Below are 15,441 nucleotides of genomic sequence, written 5' to 3' on the forward strand. Positions count from 1 at the left end.
CTCCGGTTACGCCGGGCGAACGCCCGCAGCAAGCAGTGCCTGCTCAAATTTATCCAGGAAGATTTTCAGCTCTTCGTCGCTGATCAGCAGAGACGGCAGCAGACGCAGAACGATACCGTTACGGCCACCGCGCTCCAGAATCAGACCGGCTTCGAAGCACTTCTTCTGAATCAGTGCAGACAGCTCGCCGTCGCCCGGGAAGCAGCCCATGTGGTCAGCGGCTTCGTGTGGCTTAACGATCTCAATACCGATCATCATGCCCAGACCGCGCACGTGGCCGATAACAGGATAGCGTTTCGCCATCTCTTTCAGCTGGCCTTTCAGCCATTCGCCCTGAGCGGCAACTTTGCCCGCGATGTTCTGATCTTTCAGGATTTTCAGCGTCGTCAGGCCGGTCGCCATCGCCAGCTGGTTACCGCGGAAGGTACCGGTGTGGTGGCCTGGCGCCCATGCGTCGAACTGCTTTTTGATACCGAGCACGGCCAGCGGCAGACCGCCACCTACGGCTTTAGACATCACGATAATGTCTGGCTCAATGCCCGCGTGTTCGAAGGCGAAGAATTTACCGGTACGGGCAAAGCCAGCCTGAACTTCGTCGAGGATCAGCAGAATGCCGTGTTCCTGAGTCACTTTACGGATGCGCTGCAGCCACTCAGCCGGAGCCGGGTTCACGCCGCCTTCGCCCTGAACGGCTTCCAGAATCACCGCAGCAGGTTTACGCACGCCGCTTTCAACGTCGTTGATCAGGTTATCGAAGTAGTACGTCAGCGCTTTCACGCCCGCTTCACCACCGATACCCAGCGGGCAACGGTACTCGTGCGGGTAAGGCATGAACTGCACTTCTGGCATCATACCGTCAACCGCTTCTTTCGGAGACAGGTTGCCGGTCACGGACAGCGCGCCGTGGGTCATACCGTGGTAACCACCAGAGAAGCTGATGATACCGCTACGACCGGTCACTTTTTTCGCCAGCTTCAGCGCCGCTTCAACGGCGTCAGCACCGGATGGACCGGTGAACTGCAGGCAGTACTCTTTGCCCTGACCAGGCAGCAGAGAGAGCAGGTATTCAGAAAACGCGTCTTTCAGAGGCGTAGTCAGATCCAGGGTATGTAACGGCAAGCCGCTGGTAATGACATTTTGGATGCTTTTCAGCACATCAGGATGGTTATGGCCAAGCGCAAGGGTCCCCGCGCCTGCTAAACAGTCAAGGTATTCTTTATTATCTGCATCGGTGATCCACACGCCTTCTGCTTTAGTAATGGCTAAAGGCAGTTTGCGCGGATAACTCCTGACGTTAGATTCAAACTCGGCCTGACGGGCCAGATAGGTTTCGTTGCTTTTGTGGGCATCTACGGTGTCAATACGGACTTTATCCGTCATCATATCACTCCTACAACCGCCGCTTCGTTATGAGCCACGATTGAATAAAAAGTTAAAAAACAGATGGGGGCCTGAAAAAAACGCCGCCAATATAGAGCCTTTTGCCACGGGGCTCAATGGTTAATTTGTTTACTGTTTTGTGACATGGCGCTCAGGGGAGGGAATATCCCCTTTTTAAGAAAGAAAATTGCACTTTATGGTAAAGAAAAACAGACTGTTACGTGTGTTCTGCCTTGACTGTAAATTCATAAAAAAGAGTGTGACAAATCGTGCCATTCGCTGACCGAAAAGGAGGCAGACTGCCTCCTTGTTCGCTTTATTTCTGCGACACCTGCAAAATGCCGTGGTTACGCCCCGTCGTCTTATTCCAGGACGCCGCCGTAATGCCGTTCTCATCAAGGCTTAGCGATATAACAAAACCATTACCGTGAATCTCATAGAAATGAGCATTCAGACGTTTCACGGTGGCCTTTTTGCCGTTAATGGTGGCGTTAAAAAAGCCATTTGAAATCGTGGCGTTAACCGCATCCGATGTAAAAGTGGCTTCACGCAAAGGGTCGTGGCCCGCAGCAGTTGTGTGCTGCGCCGCATTTTGGGCTTTTGTTTTGTGGATATCACAAGAGCCGTCATTCGCGTTCATCTCAGTACATCCTGAACGCTCTAATTGAGCACGATAGTGCGCGTTAATCGCATGAGCCGGTGTTGTCGCTACCGTTAACATCAGTGCAATCCATATTAATTGAGTTTTCATAGCTAAACTTTTGTCCACCTTATAAAACGCACAGATAATAGGAGACGTACATCATGCCGATCCAAATACCGACGCCAATGAGCATCAGATACAGGGTCGCTGAAATAATGATATGTCTGAGCATGTTTTTTCTGTCATCGCTATTCTTGCCGGAGGCAAGCAGGTTATTAACTTAATGGTGTAAGTTAATAATGCTTAAGTTGTATTTCGTTAAAAGCCCATTCCGACGCCAACTGACGCTCCCATATTATTGGCGGTATCATCAGAGAAGCTCACTTTCGCGATCACATGTGAACTAAAGTTAACGGATGCCCCAACGGCAAGGGCGCTTTCACTATTGTATGTGGCTCCGCCAGCAGAGAACATAACATGCTGATTCGTTTGTACCTGCGGTAATCCTGCCATCGCCATGGCACCTGAAATGCCGGCATTAGCTTGCTTCTTATTATTATCTACTTCATCGTGCAGTGATTTAAATTGCTGGTTGGTATTATTATTCATTGCCTGTAACGTCTGTTTCGTTGCCAGCAGATCCTGAGCGGTAGCGGTAACCGCCTGGGTATTATTAGCCACTTTAGTTTGTGTTGCTGCGTCTACCTGCATGTGCGTCACGGTGGTCGTCACGCCATCTTTACCATCTTTGCCATCTACGCCGTTAGTGGGTTTAGGAGCACTTTCCAGGCTATCAAGACGGTTATCTTGCACTTTGTTAACGTTTTCCATATTGATAATTTCTGTGCCGTTCGTCATAACGCCCTGTAAAGCCGCATCGCTTTTTTGATTGGCGGTATCTGCAAGCGCACCAGCAAGCAAGGCTTTTTGGTAAGCGTCATTTGTGGCTTGCTCAATAACCAAAACACCTAATTTAGTGGATTGAAGGTCGCTATCCACCTGCGTTAAGCGATTTTCAGTTGAGAGATCGCGAGCAATGCTATCGACCCTGTTTTGCGTAATTTGGTCTTGATGGTCATTCACAATATCTGTGATTGATGCGTCATCCCAAACGGCAGCAGCAGCGTTGGTAATATTCATGGCGCTACCGGCGACCACCCCAAATATAAAAACAGAAATAACAGATTTATTGAAAATTTTCATTCGAAGGACTCACATCATTAACGTATTAAAAAACAAAATTAATCAGAACAGTTTTGGCTTTAGTGGCATGTGGATATCTGTATTTCCGTATGTCAAAACAGAATATTCAATGCCCGGACCTTTTTTAGTGGCGTGAATAAACTATCGATTAAACCCAAATTGATGATTTTGATCTAAATCATAAATGATATGAATAAATGAAAGGGCAGGATGCGGTATCGAGGAGGTTTATTTAATGTATACATTAACTTATGGATTATGCGATAAATCAAGGGAAGCGTTAAGCTATTGATCAAAGTACAAATGTTTAATAGAGTTAAATAAATTAATACTGTCTTATTCTTTCATGCGAAAGAAGTTTATCTATCTTATAAAGGCGGAATGAGCACGTAATAAAAAATAAAAACAATAGTCTCAGCAAAAGTACGTAATAAAGTTTTTCAATAACGCATTAACAATTACTGAACCAGAATTAACTAAAGCGTAATAAATGTTGGCAAATGACGGGAAAGAGCGCCTGGAGATTTCCGCTGTGACAAACGGTGTGATAAATCGAAACTCCTTGCGCCTGGCCTGGGGGCGCGGTTACACTACATAACGTTAATGAGTTTTATAACTCACTGTTTTAAAAGTATTTTGACTCGGGGTGCCCTTCTTTGTGAAGGCTGAGAAATACCCGTATTACCTGATCTGGATAATGCCAGCGTAGGGAAGTCAGATGCCTTCCCGGTCATCGCTTCTTCACGCAAGGCAGGAGCGAACCCATGCAGCCTGACCAGCTCGATTTAAACGTTTTACACCACTTCCGAACCCGTTCTCCGCTGACCCACTGTATGACTAACGATGTCGTACAGACCTTTACGGCCAACGTTTTGCTGGCGCTTGGCGCATCACCCGCGATGGTGATTGAGGCCGAAGAGGCTGAACAGTTTGCCGGCATCGCCGATGCGCTGCTGATTAACGTTGGCACGCTGACCTCACCGCGTGCCCAGTCGATGCGTCGGGCAATAGAAAGCGCGGTGGCGGCAGGCAAGCCCTGGACGCTGGACCCGGTTGCTGCGGGCGCCCTGACGTTCCGCACCCGTTTTTGCCATCAAATCCTTGCCCTGAAACCGGCCGCCATTCGCGGCAATGCCTCCGAGATTCTGGCCCTTGCCGGAATGAGCGCGGGCGGGCGCGGCGTCGATACAACCGATACCGCAGCCAGCGCGGTGCCCGCTGCACAGGCGCTGGCGCGCCAGACCAATGCCGTTGTGGTCGTCACCGGTGAGGTGGATTACATCACTGACGGGCAACGCACCCGCACGGTAACGGGCGGCGATCCGTTGATGACGCGCGAAGTGGGAACGGGATGCGCGCTTTCTGCCGTTGTGGCGGCGAGCTGCTCGCTGCCGGGCGACCGGATGGATAACGTCGCTGCCGCCTGCGGATGGATGAAGCGGGCCGGAACGGTGGCCGTTGCGCAGTCACGTGGGCCTGGCAGTTTTGCCAGCGCGTTTCTGGATGCGCTCTATACGCTGGAGGAGCAGGCATGAAGCGGATTAACGCCCTGACCATTGCCGGCACCGATCCCAGCGGCGGCGCGGGTATCCAGGCCGATCTCAAAACCTTCTCGGCCCTTGGCGCGTACGGCTGCTCGGTCATTACCGCGCTGGTGGCGCAAAACACGCGCGGCGTTCAGTCGGTCTACCGTATCGAGCCGGATTTTGTTGCCGCGCAGCTGGATTCAGTGTTCAGCGATGTGCGCATCGATACCACCAAGATCGGCATGCTGGCGGAGACGGATATTGTGGAGGCGGTGGCCGAGCGGCTTAAACGCTATCAGGTGCAAAACGTGGTGCTGGATACCGTCATGCTGGCAAAAAGCGGCGACCCGCTGCTCTCCACCTCCGCCGTGGAGACGCTGCGTACAAAGTTACTGCCGCAGGTGGCGCTTATCACGCCCAATCTGCCGGAAGCCGCCGCGCTGTTAGGCACATCGCATGCGCAAACTGAACGCGAGATGAAAGCGCAGGGAAACGCGCTGCTGGCGATGGGCTGCGGGGCGGTTCTGATGAAGGGCGGTCATCTGGATGATGCTGAAAGCCCGGACTGGCTCTTTACCCGCGACGGCGAAGTACGCTTTACCGCGCCGCGCGTGCAGACCAAAAACACCCACGGCACGGGCTGTACGCTCTCCGCCGCGCTGGCGGCGCTGCGCCCGCGGCATGAAGGCTGGGCCGATACGGTGTGCGAAGCGAAAACCTGGCTCTCGGCGGCGCTGGCAAAAGCCGATACTCTGGAAGTGGGTCACGGTATTGGGCCGGTTCATCATTTTCATGCATGGTGGTAACCCAGTATACTGGCAGGAAACACCACGCCTGAGAAAACAGAGATGGAACAAGCGCATACCCGGTTAATCGCTCAACTGAATGAACGGATCGCCGCGCCTGACAACACGCCGCTGTACCTGAAATTTGCCGAAACGGTAAAAAACGCGGTGCGCAGCGGGGTGCTGGAGCACGGGAATATTTTGCCCGGCGAGCGCGATCTGAGCCAGTTAACCGGGGTGTCGCGCATCACCGTGCGAAAGGCGATGCAGGCGCTCGAGGAAGAGGGCGTGGTCACCCGCTCCCGTGGCTATGGTACCCAAATCAACAATATCTTTGAATATTCGCTGAAAGAGGCGCGCGGTTTTTCCCAGCAGGTAGTGCTGCGCGGCCAAAAGCCTAATACGCTGTGGGTCAACAAGCGGGTGGTGAAATGCCCGGAAGAGGTCGCAAACCATCTGTCGGTCCCTCCGGACAGCGAGGTCTTTTTGCTCAAGCGCATTCGCTATGTGGATGACGATGCGGTGTCGATTGAAGAGTCCTGGGTGCCGGTTGGCCTCATTCCCGATCCGGATGCGATTGGCATTTCGCTGTACGATTACTTCCGTAGTCAGAATATTTTCCCGCAGCGCACCCGTTCACGGGTTAGCGCCCGCATGCCGGACAGCGAGTTTCAGGCGCACATTAAGATGGACGAAAAAATACCGGTGCTGGTGATCAAGCAGGTCGCGCTTGACCAACAGCACCGGCCGATTGAGTACAGCATCAGCTACTGTCGCAGCGATCTATACGTCTTTGTGTGCGAGGAGTAGCGCCTCGCGAGTCGGGGCGCAGTCCCCGCCGCGGTGGCTGACTACCCAGGACGCCACGGCATTCCCCAGCAGAACGGCGTCTGCCAGTGGCCATCCCGCCGCCAGCCCGGCAAGCGTGCCGCCCGCGTGGCTGTCGCCAGCGCCAATGGTGTCCACAACCGTCGCCGGGAACGCCGGAACAACGCCCGCATCGTCGCCGTCATACCACGCGGCACCGTCTTTATCATGACGCACAATCAGCGCGGCGCCGAAGCGCTGCTGCCACTCCGCACCCAGGTTGTCAGCCGCTACGCCCAGTCGTTCGGCTGCGATCTCTGCTTCCTGACGATTAAGCGACACGATCGGCCTGCAGGCCATAATCCGCGCCATCAGAGCGTCGGGAATATCCGCGATGCGGGGGCCGAAATCGATAAAGGCCGTCACGTCCTGTAATCCCTCCAGCCAGCGTGTCAGCAGTTCGCCGCACGGCGAGGCGAGCTGATAGCCGGATAAATAGACCAGGCTGTTCGACGGGATGTTAAGCACATCAAGCCAGCGCTGCTGCCACTGGTTCTCCACGCCGCTAAAGGACATAAAGGTGCGCTCGCCGTCTGGCTCCACCAGCGCCAGGCACCAGCCGTTGTCGCCGGTTTCGGCCTCGATGGCGCTGTGCAGATCCTGCTTCGCCATCGCGTTGCGGATAATATCCGCCCAGACGCCGTGGCCGACGGGCAGGGCGTTTTGCGACGCAATGCCGAGCCGCTTCAGGGCAATCGCAATGTTCAGCGCGCAGCCGCCGATATTCACGCCCTGCTGTTTGAGCTCGATATCGCACCCGCGCCAGGGCAGGGCGTAGGCGTCGGCGATGACGTCAATCACCGCCGCGCCCAGCACCGTTACCGGCCGCGCGGCGTGCAGGGTGTCGAGACGTTGGGCAAACGAATTCATACGCCCTCCCTTTGCTCCCGGTAGTGCAGCAGTTTCGCGCAATAGTGGTCGAAATCGAGCCGGTTTACGGCGTCGAGCTCGGCCTTCAGCGCCGGGTCAATCGCCTGCACGCCGTGGAGCGCGCCACAGATGGCCGTCGCCATCGCTCCAATGGTGTCGGTATCGCCGCCCAGGTTGGCGCATAAAATGGCGCAACGGTTTGGGTCGGTTCCCGCCAGTTCGACCATCGCAATGGCCGCCGGAACGGACTCAATGGTGCTGGTTCCGGCCCCCACGAGCTGGTACACCTGCTCGCTGGCGGACTCAACCCCGTTGGCTTCCCGCACGGTCTTAAGCGCCAGCTCAATACGTGCCGCCAGCGACGCGCTGAAGGTGGTGGTTTTCGCCTCCTGCGCATAGCGGGCGATACCCGGCAGCGCATCGACGATGTTCTGCCAGCTTTCGCCGTCGATAGCGCGTGAAACCGCCCAGGCAATCACCACCGCGCCGGCAATGGCGAGGTCGGATTTATGGGTCGGGCTGGAGGCCAGCGCCACCTGCTCAACAAAGTGTTCCAGACGCGTGGCCGGGAGCAGGCAGCCCAGCGGGGAGGCGCGCATCGCTGCCCCGTTAGTCACGCCGTTGTTGTCCAGTTCGCTAACCGGCTTGCCGTCGCGAATCGCGTTAAGCGCGATTTTGGAGGTCGGGCCGAGCACGTTCTTATTAAACGCGTCGAAATCGAGCGCCCAGCGCAGAATATGCTTGCCGATAACGTCCGCGTTAATCTCCCCGTCGCACTCGATGAGCGCGTCCGCCAGGCACAGCGCCATTGAGGTATCGTCGGTGAACTCTGCCTGTTTGAAATAGCAGGCCGCATTATTCTCTGCCGGGCCGGGTAAAAAGCGGTCGATCCAGCCGAAGTGCGCCTTGACGCGCTTTCTCGGCCACAGCTCCGACGGCATGCCCATCGCATCCCCTAACGCCTGCCCGTAAAGGGCACCGAGAACACGTTCTTGTTTCATTTAACTTCCCCTTGTGTCAGCGCGGCATCGCCATCAACCACCGCAATGGCGGCGATCTCTTTATCCGATTCGCGGAAAAACAGCATAAACAGCACGGCAATCACGGCAATCATGATTGCACCAAACGTCCACATTCCGGCCCAGTTGAAGGTCAGCCCATTCACCGGCTCTTTGTATGCGAACATTTTTTCCATCATCACGCCGCCCAGGCGGTAACCCAGCAGGCTACCAAAGCCCTGACAGCACAGCGTAATCAGGCCCTGCGCGGCGGTGCGCATGTGCACCGGCGCTTTTTTGTCCACGTAGATGTACGCGGTGACGTAATAGAAGTCGTAGCTCACGCCGTGCAGCAGAATGCCGAGGAACAGCAGGGCGTAGGTGAAGTACTGTTCCGCTCCACCGTAAACAAAGAACCCGTAGCGGATGGCGGCGGTAATCAGGCCCAGCAGTAAGACCTTCTTAATACCAAAGCGTTTGGTAAAGAACGGCAGGGCAAGCATAAAGAAGATTTCGGAGAACTGGCCGAGCGTCATCCAGCCGGTGGCGTTTTTCATCCCCACTTCGGTGAGATAGCCGTTGGCGAAGATGTAATAGAAGGCCAGCGGCATGGCGAACAGGAACGAGCAGAAGAAGAATACCAGGAAGTTTCTGTCGCGCAGCAGGATTAACGCGTCCAGCCCGAGCATCACTTTGAAATCCAGCTTGCCGGTACTTTTCGGCGGCGTATTCGGCAGGAACAGGGCAAACACGCCGAGCAGGGCGGAGCTGGCTGCCGTCATCAGCAGCGGGATATTGGTATCGGAAATATCGCTGTAGCCCAGCATCTGCGGCAGGAATCCGCACGCCAGCCCGGAGGCGATCCAGCCGATGGTACCCATCACGCGGATGCGCGGGAAATCGGCCTCAACGTCGTCCACGTTGGCAAAGGCGATACTGTTGGTCAGCGCGATGGTCGGCATATAGGTCAGGGAGTAAACCAGCAGCAGCGGGAAGAAGGTGCTGAACTGGGTTTGCTGCGCGGCGAAGTACATCAGAATGGCTCCGGCGAACATCAGCACTGACAGCACTTTCTGCGCGGCGAAGAAGCGGTCCGTCAGCGAGCCGACCAGAATCGGCGAGAGGATCGCGGCAATGGCGGTACAGGCGTAAGACCAGCCGATTTCCCCGGCGGTAAAACCGCTTTTGCTCAGCCACAGCCACAGCGGCACAAACCACGCGCCCCAGATAAACCATTCAACAAACATCATGAATGACAGTTGGACTTTCGTTTTCATTTTTTAATCCTGCATGTCAGAGAGGGTACGCCTTTAACATACCACTCAATAATACCTTTTAAATACCTTTGTGGCGATTGTTTGATCAATGTAACAGTTTTGTTGTACACGAATCGAGCCAGCAGATTGTGCTGAAAAAAAAAGCAAAGAGTGGAAAATCTGTTAAGTCGGTACCAGGCTTAGTCTGCCCATAAAAGATGGGACTGGATAAACACACACCGACACGACGTCGGACTTACGGGAGTATCACATGACTGATATTGCGCAGTTGCTTGGCAAAGACGCCGACAGCCTTTTACAGCATCGTTGTATGACCATTCCAGCCGACCAGCTGTATCTGCCTGGTCACGACTACGTTGACCGCGTGATGATCGATAACAACCGTCCGCCTGCGGTCCTGCGAAATATGCAGACGCTTTACAACACCGGGCGGCTCGGCGGCACCGGGTATCTCTCTATTCTGCCGGTGGACCAGGGCGTGGAACACTCTGCGGGCGCCTCTTTTGCGGCGAACCCGCTCTACTTCGATCCGAAGAACATTGTTGAGCTGGCGATTGAAGCGGGCTGTAACTGCGTGGCGTCCACCTACGGCGTGCTGGCCTCGGTTTCGCGTCGCTATGCCCACCGCATTCCGTTCCTTGTGAAGCTGAACCATAACGAAACTCTTAGCTACCCAACCGAATATGACCAGACCCTCTACGCGAGCGTCGAGCAGGCGTTCAACATGGGCGCGGTGGCGGTAGGGGCGACGATTTACTTCGGCTCCGAACAGTCCCGTCGTCAGATTGAAGAGATCTCCGCGGCGTTTGAGCGCGCGCACGAGCTGGGCATGGTCACCGTGCTGTGGGCATATCTGCGCAACAGCGCGTTCAAGAAAGACGGCGTGGATTACCATGTATCCGCCGACCTGACCGGGCAGGCGAACCACCTGGCGGCGACCATCGGCGCGGATATCGTGAAGCAGAAAATGGCCGAGAATAATGGCGGCTACAAAGCGGTGAACTTTGGCTACACCGATGACCGCGTTTACAGCAAGCTGACCAGCGATAACCCGATCGACCTGGTGCGCTACCAGCTGGCGAACTGCTACATGGGCCGCGCGGGGCTGATCAACTCCGGCGGCGCGGCGGGCGGTGATACCGACCTGTCAGACGCGGTGCGTACGGCGGTGATCAACAAACGCGCGGGCGGCATGGGGCTGATCCTTGGCCGTAAGGCGTTTAAGAAATCGATGGCCGACGGCGTGAAGCTGATCAATGCGGTTCAGGACGTCTATCTGGACAGCAAAGTCACGATTGCCTGACGGCTCCATCTCCCTCTCCCCGGTGGGAGAGGGTTGGGTGAGGGCATCATTGCTCACCGTGTGATACATCAGCGCAAAAGCACGCAGTCCGGCGGCAGCCTGCACTGCAGCGCGCCGGGCAATACCTCAATGCGGAACTGCGTTCCGCTCAGCGGCTCTCCGTCGAGGTTAAAGGTCATCCCGTGCGGCGCATTCACTTCAAACCACGCCGATTTCCCGGCGATGATATTTGGACTCTCTTCCGGCTGCGTCAGCGTGGTAAACAGCGCGGGCAGCAGGCCGTCGCCCGTGAAAATACGCAGCTGGAGCTGACCGTCATTAATCAGCGCCTCCGGGCAGAGCTGCTGTCCGCCGCCCGCCTGACGCCCGTTGCCAATCCCAATCACCAGCGCATCACCCTGCCACTGAAAATCCTCGCCGCGAATTTCGCAGCGGTCAGGCTTGAGGGTGTCCATGCGCATCAGGCCGTGGATCAGGTATGACACACCGCCCAGCGCCGCCTTCAGCTTTTCCGGCGTTTCGCTGGTGATGCGCGTGCCAAACCCGCCCGTCGCCATATTGATAAAGCAGGTTTTATCATTCACCTGCGCAATATCCACAGCGGTGGCCTTGCCGAGGATCGCCAGCTGGAGCGCTTTCTCCAGCTCTTCCGGGATCCCGGCGCTGGTGGCAAAATCATTGGCGGTGCCGAGCGGTAAAATACCCATCACCGGCCGGTTTGCCGGGGGCAGGTCGATAAGCGCTGACGCAATCTCATTGATGGTGCCATCGCCGCCGCCGGAAATGATGGTGCTGACGCCAAGCCCGAGGGCTTCATTGATATAGCGTGCCGCGTCGCCTTTTTCCCACGTCACCCTGACGTGAATGCGCGCGCCATCGTCACGCAAACCCTGAATTGCCTGACGCAACAGATCGTTGCCCGCGCTTTTGCCATTGAGAATCAATAAACTGTCTGGATAGGTTGCCATCCGCGCTGCTCCCTTTTTTAGCGTTAGTAAGAGTGTATAGCAGAGAGGAAAAAAGCGGGTAAGAACAGGATGAAAGGAACAAAATATGCCCGAAAGCGCGTTACACTCCAGCGATGATAGTAACGTAATCACAGGAAAGTGATGATGAATAAAATTTTGGTAAGCGCGTGCCTGATGGGCTTTAAGGTTCGTTATAACGGAAGTGAAAAAGCGCGAATGAACGAGCTGCTCGCTCGCTGGCAGCAGGAAAAGCGTCTGGTGATCCACTGCCCTGAACTTGCGGCCGGGATGCCTGTCCCTCGTCCTCCGGCAGAGATTATGTCCGCTGATGGCAAAGACGTAATGCAAGGGCAAGCCAGAATTAGTGAAAATACAGGGCAGGATGTGACTGAGCAGTATCAGCTTGCAGCCTGGCTCGCGCTACGCGCTGCTCAGGAGTCGGAGTGTAGCGCAGCGCTATTAACCGATGGCAGCCCCACGTGCGGCAGTCAGTTTATTTATGACGGATCTTTTCGCGGGATCCATAAAGCGGGGATGGGTGTGGCTGCATCGTTGCTCGCAGAGCATGGGATAGCCGTGTTCTCTGAGGGGCAAATCGACGAGCTTATTGCCTGGGTTGAGGAGAGAGAAGGCAAAAAATAAGCCCGCGTAAGGGAGATTACGCAGGCTAAGGAGGTGGTTCCTGGTACAGCTAGCATTTATGGGTTATGTTTTTCAGCGGGGGGATAATACCCGTATTGAACGAAGCGGTATGTGATCCGATTCTAAGAATTATCCCAGCGCGAAAAAATTTCCCTGATTAACTATTTGCCGTGCGGGTTTCGGGTGCTTTCACCGTTGAAGTTACGCATCAGCAGCGCAAACTTCAGCTCCACCTCTTCCGGAACCGGCAGCCAGACGGTATGCCCGTCGCCCGGCGCCACGTCAATCGCCTCGCCTTTGCCGTTTTCCAGATGCTCCAGCGTAAAGTTCATGTTGCCCTGCGGGGTCATCAGCTCCAGGCTGTCGCCTTTGGTGAACTTGTTTTTCACCGCGACGGCCGCCAGCGCGCCTTTGCGCTCGCCGGTAAAGTCACCGACAAACTGCTGGCGCTCGGAAACGGAGTAGCCGTGCTCGTAGTTCTGGTAGTCATCGTGAGTATGACGACGCAGGAAGCCCTCGGTATAGCCGCGGTGCGCCAGGCCTTCCAGGGTTTCCAGCAGGCTGGTATCGAACGGTTTACCTGCCGCCGCGTCGTCGATGGCTTTGCGGTACACCTGTGCGGTACGCGCGCAGTAGTAATAGGATTTGGTGCGGCCTTCGATCTTCAGGGAGTGCACGCCCATCTGGGTCAGACGCTCAACATGGGCGATGGCGCGCAGATCTTTCGAGTTCATGATGTAGGTGCCGTGCTCGTCTTCAAAGGCGGTCATGTACTCGCCCGGACGTTTGGCTTCTTCAATCATAAACACGCTGTCGGTTGGCGCGCCGATGCCCAGCGTCGGCTCAACGTTGGTTACCGGAATAGGCTCGTGCTTGTGCACGATATTACCGACGTCATCCTCTTTGCCTTCCTGGACGTTATATTCCCAGCGGCAGGCGTTGGTGCAGGTGCCCTGGTTCGGGTCGCGCTTGTTGATATAGCCGGAGAGCAGGCAGCGGCCGGAGTAGGCCATGCACAGCGCGCCGTGAACGAAGATTTCGATTTCCATATCCGGCACCTGGGTGCGGATCTCTTCGATCTCTTCCAGAGACAGTTCGCGGGACAGGATGACGCGGGTCAGCCCCATCTGCTTCCAGAACTTCACCGTCGCCCAGTTGACGGCGTTAGCCTGGACGGAGAGGTGAATATCCATCTCCGGGAAGTTCTCCCGAACCAGCATGATTAAACCCGGGTCCGACATGATCAGCGCGTCCGGCCCCATATCCACCACCGGCTTCAGGTCACGGATGAACGTTTTCAGCTTGGCGTTGTGCGGCGCGATGTTCACGACCACGTAGAATTTTTTGCCCAGGGCATGCGCTTCGTTGATGCCGAGTTGCAGGTTCTCGTGGTTGAATTCGTTGTTGCGCACGCGCAGCGAGTAGCGCGGCTGGCCCGCATAAACGGCGTCGGCACCATAGGCGAAAGCGTAACGCATATTTTGCAGCGTTCCCGCCGGGGAAAGGAGTTCCGGTTTAAACATGTTTGTTCTCGTTCTGATGACAGGTCAGATCCGCGTGCACCAGGTGCAGCGGTAAGGGGAGATCCCCCACTTTAAGGGCGGGCATTGTAGCGCTGCGGGGCAGGGAGGTAAAGCGTCGAGTCGTATCACCGCCCATCCGGCGTGTACGCATATTTTTAGGTATTGTCTTTACCATCTGGCTTGAAAGACCGAGGCAATGCCGTTTCCCGCTTTCAGTACAATCGTGGACTGAACGTCATTGCTTTTGCTTAATTCGAATCAACCAGATACAGGAAAACTAACTGATATTGAGATCGTGTATAACTTTTGAGCGTCATCAAGTCGTCTGTTCAGGAACCTATCTGAATACGTAGCTTGATTAATGAAGAGAAAAAGACGGAATCTGTTTATGAACCGTTACCATTTGTCAGGGGAAGAGTATGGCGAGGCTGGATTTCTGTGAACTTGCTTCTGCAAGCGCAGATACTGCAGATAGCGACCAATTTGAGAAGTTCGCAAAAATATTCATGGAAAAAATTTTGGGAGGGATTGTAACTAAAGGCCCAAGCCGGGGGGCGGATGGTGGCATAGATATACGGGTTGAGTTTGATATTGCCGGATGTCGAATTGCCAAACTTGTTAGCTGCAAACACTACGCTCCTTCTAAAAAGTCCGTTGGTCGCAGTGATGAAGAGGACATTCAGGACAGACTTGCTGAATTTGAATGTGATGAGTTTGTTGGATTTTATTCCACCATTGCATCGTCCGGACTTGAGCAAAAACTGGAGCGACTGAAAGCTAAAAAAGGGATTTTGTACCAGATTTATAATTCAGAGGATATTGAAACCTTATTACTGGAAAATCATGCGGGCTTTCAGTTAGCAAAGCGTTTTTTTCCTCGTTCAGTACAAAATATATTACCACAATTTATTGCTCTACTGCCCACCTTCACATCCTGTGACGCAGTGCGTCATTCTTCAGGTTGGATAGTCCCGGATGTTTATAGTGACTACGAGCCACGGGTCTACGCCTGTAATGCTAATTTAGCTGCACAGTATGCAAATGAGAAGGCGATGAATGATATCCATGAACCTATGTTCTTGCAGGCATGGAAAGATGCCGTTCATATGTTTTCAGATTATTTCATTATCCCTGCTGCCGGTATTAACAGTGTAAGCAATATTAATGAATTACCACCGGACTGGGATACTTCAGACGATATAATAAATTTATCCGCCGGGAAACGATGGGCACTTTTGGCTATCTGGAGTTTTTTTGATGATAAAAAGGTTAATGCTATTTTGAAGAAAATGCATAAACATCCTTCTCAGCAAGATTTGAACGTTATTAGCTTCGCTTTCCTGGCGATGATAACTGGCACCGAGCGTCGCGATGTATTAGCGCGACTTTTTGCTTATGCTACACCTTTTCGTTCCTGGTAAGGCCACAGTTTTAATGTCTGGAGTCTCTGCCCCGC

At 54.6% G+C, this 15,441-nt stretch carries 14 protein-coding genes and 1 riboswitch; of the genes, 6 read left to right on the forward strand and 8 right to left on the reverse strand.

The window, feature by feature from the left end:
• Nucleotides 1-6 precede the first annotated feature (6 nt).
• The 3 genes from IM317_RS03675 to IM317_RS23880 form a co-directional block, all read right to left on the reverse strand.
• Nucleotides 7-1,383 carry a diaminobutyrate--2-oxoglutarate transaminase gene (locus IM317_RS03675; protein WP_014884533.1) on the reverse strand — a complete coding sequence of 459 codons (1,377 nt, stop codon included), beginning with the start codon at nt 1,381-1,383 and terminating at the stop codon, nt 7-9.
• A gap of 313 nt (nt 1,384-1,696) precedes the next feature.
• Nucleotides 1,697-2,131 carry a hypothetical protein gene (locus IM317_RS03680; protein WP_049015802.1) on the reverse strand — a complete coding sequence of 145 codons (435 nt, stop codon included), beginning with the start codon at nt 2,129-2,131 and terminating at the stop codon, nt 1,697-1,699.
• Between the two features lie 210 nt (nt 2,132-2,341).
• The gene (locus tag IM317_RS23880; protein WP_223997987.1) at nt 2,342-3,226 is read right to left on the reverse strand and encodes a YadA C-terminal domain-containing protein; all 885 of its coding nucleotides are present in this window, start codon (nt 3,224-3,226) and stop codon (nt 2,342-2,344) included.
• Nucleotides 3,227-3,858: 632 nt separating this feature from the next.
• Nucleotides 3,859-3,955: riboswitch (TPP riboswitch) on the forward strand.
• Nucleotides 3,956-3,990: 35 nt separating this feature from the next.
• On the opposite strand from IM317_RS23880, the gene thiM reads away from it, so the two are divergent.
• From thiM to IM317_RS03700, 3 genes are read left to right on the forward strand one after another with little or no spacing between them, the layout of a single operon-like run.
• The gene (gene thiM, locus IM317_RS03690) at nt 3,991-4,761 is read left to right on the forward strand and encodes a hydroxyethylthiazole kinase (RefSeq protein ID WP_033146002.1); all 771 of its coding nucleotides are present in this window, start codon (nt 3,991-3,993) and stop codon (nt 4,759-4,761) included.
• Nucleotides 4,758-5,558, forward strand: coding sequence for a bifunctional hydroxymethylpyrimidine kinase/phosphomethylpyrimidine kinase (thiD, locus tag IM317_RS03695; RefSeq protein ID WP_033146001.1), 801 nt, complete (start codon nt 4,758-4,760; stop codon nt 5,556-5,558). Before thiM ends, thiD begins: the two co-directional genes overlap by 4 nt.
• Nucleotides 5,559-5,600: 42 nt before the next feature.
• Nucleotides 5,601-6,347: a GntR family transcriptional regulator gene (locus IM317_RS03700; RefSeq protein ID WP_033146000.1), complete on the forward strand. Its 747-nt coding sequence runs from the start codon at nt 5,601-5,603 to the stop codon at nt 6,345-6,347.
• Here the strand turns inward: IM317_RS03700 and IM317_RS03705 are convergent.
• Genes IM317_RS03705 through IM317_RS03715 form a run of 3 tightly spaced genes read right to left on the reverse strand, consistent with a single transcriptional unit; the run spans nt 6,321 to nt 9,549 of the window.
• Nucleotides 6,321-7,274, reverse strand: coding sequence for a PfkB family carbohydrate kinase (locus IM317_RS03705; RefSeq protein WP_033145999.1), 954 nt, complete (start codon nt 7,272-7,274; stop codon nt 6,321-6,323). The genes IM317_RS03700 and IM317_RS03705 overlap by 27 nt on opposite strands.
• Nucleotides 7,271-8,275, reverse strand: a complete 1,005-nt coding sequence (locus IM317_RS03710; protein ID WP_033145998.1) for an ADP-ribosylglycohydrolase family protein — start codon at nt 8,273-8,275, stop codon at nt 7,271-7,273. The genes IM317_RS03705 and IM317_RS03710 overlap by 4 nt, the downstream gene beginning before the upstream one ends.
• Complete coding sequence (locus IM317_RS03715) at nt 8,272-9,549, reverse strand: nucleoside permease (RefSeq protein ID WP_033145997.1); 1,278 nt, start codon at nt 9,547-9,549, stop codon at nt 8,272-8,274. Before IM317_RS03715 ends, IM317_RS03710 begins: the two co-directional genes overlap by 4 nt.
• A gap of 250 nt (nt 9,550-9,799) precedes the next feature.
• On the opposite strand from IM317_RS03715, the gene fbaB reads away from it, so the two are divergent.
• Nucleotides 9,800-10,852, forward strand: a complete 1,053-nt coding sequence (fbaB, locus tag IM317_RS03720; RefSeq protein ID WP_033145996.1) for a class I fructose-bisphosphate aldolase — start codon at nt 9,800-9,802, stop codon at nt 10,850-10,852.
• A gap of 68 nt (nt 10,853-10,920) precedes the next feature.
• Here the strand turns inward: fbaB and yegS are convergent, their stop codons facing one another.
• Nucleotides 10,921-11,820, reverse strand: coding sequence for a lipid kinase YegS (gene yegS, locus IM317_RS03725; RefSeq protein WP_033145995.1), 900 nt, complete (start codon nt 11,818-11,820; stop codon nt 10,921-10,923).
• A gap of 141 nt (nt 11,821-11,961) precedes the next feature.
• On the opposite strand from yegS, the gene IM317_RS03730 reads away from it, so the two are divergent.
• On the forward strand, nt 11,962-12,462 hold the full coding sequence (locus tag IM317_RS03730; protein ID WP_033145994.1) for a DUF523 domain-containing protein: 501 nt from the start codon (nt 11,962-11,964) through the stop codon (nt 12,460-12,462).
• A 161-nt stretch (nt 12,463-12,623) separates the two neighbouring features.
• On the opposite strand, the gene yegQ is transcribed toward IM317_RS03730, so the two are convergent.
• Complete coding sequence (gene yegQ, locus IM317_RS03735) at nt 12,624-13,985, reverse strand: tRNA 5-hydroxyuridine modification protein YegQ (RefSeq protein WP_023312421.1); 1,362 nt, start codon at nt 13,983-13,985, stop codon at nt 12,624-12,626.
• Nucleotides 13,986-14,404: 419 nt separating this feature from the next.
• On the opposite strand from yegQ, the gene IM317_RS03740 reads away from it, so the two are divergent.
• On the forward strand, nt 14,405-15,406 hold the full coding sequence (locus IM317_RS03740) for a hypothetical protein (protein WP_048976170.1): 1,002 nt from the start codon (nt 14,405-14,407) through the stop codon (nt 15,404-15,406).
• Nucleotides 15,407-15,441 lie beyond the last annotated feature (35 nt).

It is taken from the genome of Enterobacter cloacae complex sp. S3, from assembly GCF_014930495.1.
Classification (GTDB): Bacteria; Pseudomonadota; Gammaproteobacteria; order Enterobacterales; family Enterobacteriaceae; genus Enterobacter; species Enterobacter asburiae_B.